The organism is Kitasatospora sp. NPDC059747, from assembly GCF_042732955.1.
Taxonomy (GTDB): domain Bacteria; phylum Actinomycetota; class Actinomycetes; order Streptomycetales; family Streptomycetaceae; genus Kitasatospora.
In genome coordinates, this window is record NZ_JBHWGV010000133.1 from 13,473 (window position 1) to 15,209 (window position 1,737).

Annotated in this window: 1 protein-coding gene; it reads left to right on the forward strand. The window is 77.4% G+C overall.

Annotated elements, in window-relative coordinates:
* The first annotated feature begins 304 nt into the window (after positions 1–304).
* On the forward strand, positions 305–1,624 hold the full coding sequence (locus ACFV4G_RS36995; RefSeq protein WP_380446783.1) for a DUF5667 domain-containing protein: 1,320 nt from the start codon (positions 305–307) through the stop codon (positions 1,622–1,624).
* The last annotated feature ends 113 nt before the right edge of the window (positions 1,625–1,737 follow it).

Below are 1,737 nucleotides of genomic sequence, written 5' to 3' on the forward strand. Positions count from 1 at the left end.
GTGCGGGGGGGGGGGGGGGGGGGGGGGGGGGGGGGGGGCGGGGGCGGGGGGCCCCCCCCCGGGCGGGGCGGCGCCCCCCGCCCCCCCGGCGGCCCCCCCCCCCCCACGTCCGGGTGAACGGTCGGTCCGATGATCAGTCGTGCGTAACCGACCACCCGCACCGCTCGTTGGCCAATGTGCAAGCCGCCACCACGCGTACGGTCAAGCCGAATTGCGACCCGTCACCCGATGGAGTGGCTTTGGCCCGCCGGGGCAACCGTCCGGCAGGCCGGGGTGTCGACAACGACGAAGGGAGGTGTGGCCCGTGACGGCAAACGTGCTGGAGCACCGACGGGCGAAGGCCTTCGCCGAGGCGCTGGAGGCCCACCAGGCAGAGCAAGGCGGCACGGCCGACGCCGAATCGGCCAACACCGCTACCACTGGCCAGAGTTCCGCCGCGATGGCCGAACTGGTCGGCCTGGCGGGCGCGTTGGGCACACTGCCCGGCCCGGCACTCGACCCGGAGGTACGGACCGTCCAACGCGCCCAGCTGATGGCCGCGTTCGAGCAGGCCTTCGCCGGCGGACCGGGCGCTGCGGTGCCCCGCCAGCGTCGGCACCGCGCGGTCCGAACGGCCCCGCGCGGCCGCTGGAGCCGCCGCTTCGCGATCGGCGGCCTCGTCGCCGGCCTCGCCGTCGGCAGCCTCGCGGGCGCCGCCGCCGCCAGCACCAGTGCCCTCCCGGGGGACACGCTGTACGGCATGAAGCGCGGCCTCGAAGGACTCCGGCTCGACCTGGCGGGCTCCGACTCCGAGCGCGGCGAACTGCTCCTCGACAACGCCGCGACCCGGCTCAAGGAGGCCAAGAGCCTGGTGGGCCGCACCGACGGGGCGGGCGCACTCAGCCCGGGCACCGTCGACCAGGTCCGCCGCGCACTGGACGACATGCACGCCGACGCCATCAAGGGCCGCGACCTGCTGCGCTCGGTCTACCGGAGCAACGGCTCGCTCGACCCGATGCGGACACTGGCCGGCTTCGCCCACGACGAGGACGGTCGCTGGACCGAGCTGGAGGGGCGACTGCCCTCCCAACTCACGCCGCAGGCCCACCTGGTGAACCAGCTCTTCGACGACATAAGCGAGGACGTCGCGCCCCTGCGCCTGGCCCAGCCCACCGCCCCCGGCGGTGCACCGGCCGACGCGGGAGCGGGCGGCGACACCGCCGGCCCGAACCCCGGTGGCACCGGACCGGCGCCGTCGGGCGCCACCGGCACCGCACCGGGCGCACCCGCCCAGGGCGGCAGCACCGGCACGGCCGGCGGCAACCGGCCCGGCGGCACCGAGCACCCCTCGGTCGGCGCCGGGACGCTCCTGCCCGGCGGCACCGGCGCCAAGGGCAACGGCCTGACCGGGAGCCTGCCCAGCAGCGCTCCCGACGCCGTCAACGGGCTGGTGGGCAACCTCACCAACGGGCTCACCGGCGCCAAGCAGCAGCCCTCGCCCAGCACCGACGCGGCGCCCGGCGGCCAGTCGCAGCAGCAGCCGACCGCCACGCCCAGCGCCGCCACCGGCGGCCAGCAGCAGGGCGTCGACGTGCCCCCGCTCATCCCGGGGCTGCTGCCCGGGCTGCGGATCCTCGGCGGCTGACGCACCGGGCCGGCACACGACGGTCGAGGGCCCGCGGGGGGCAACCCCCCGGCCCCCCGCCCGCGGGCCGGGGGGGGGGGAAACCCCAAACCCCCACCCCCCCCAAGGGGCCA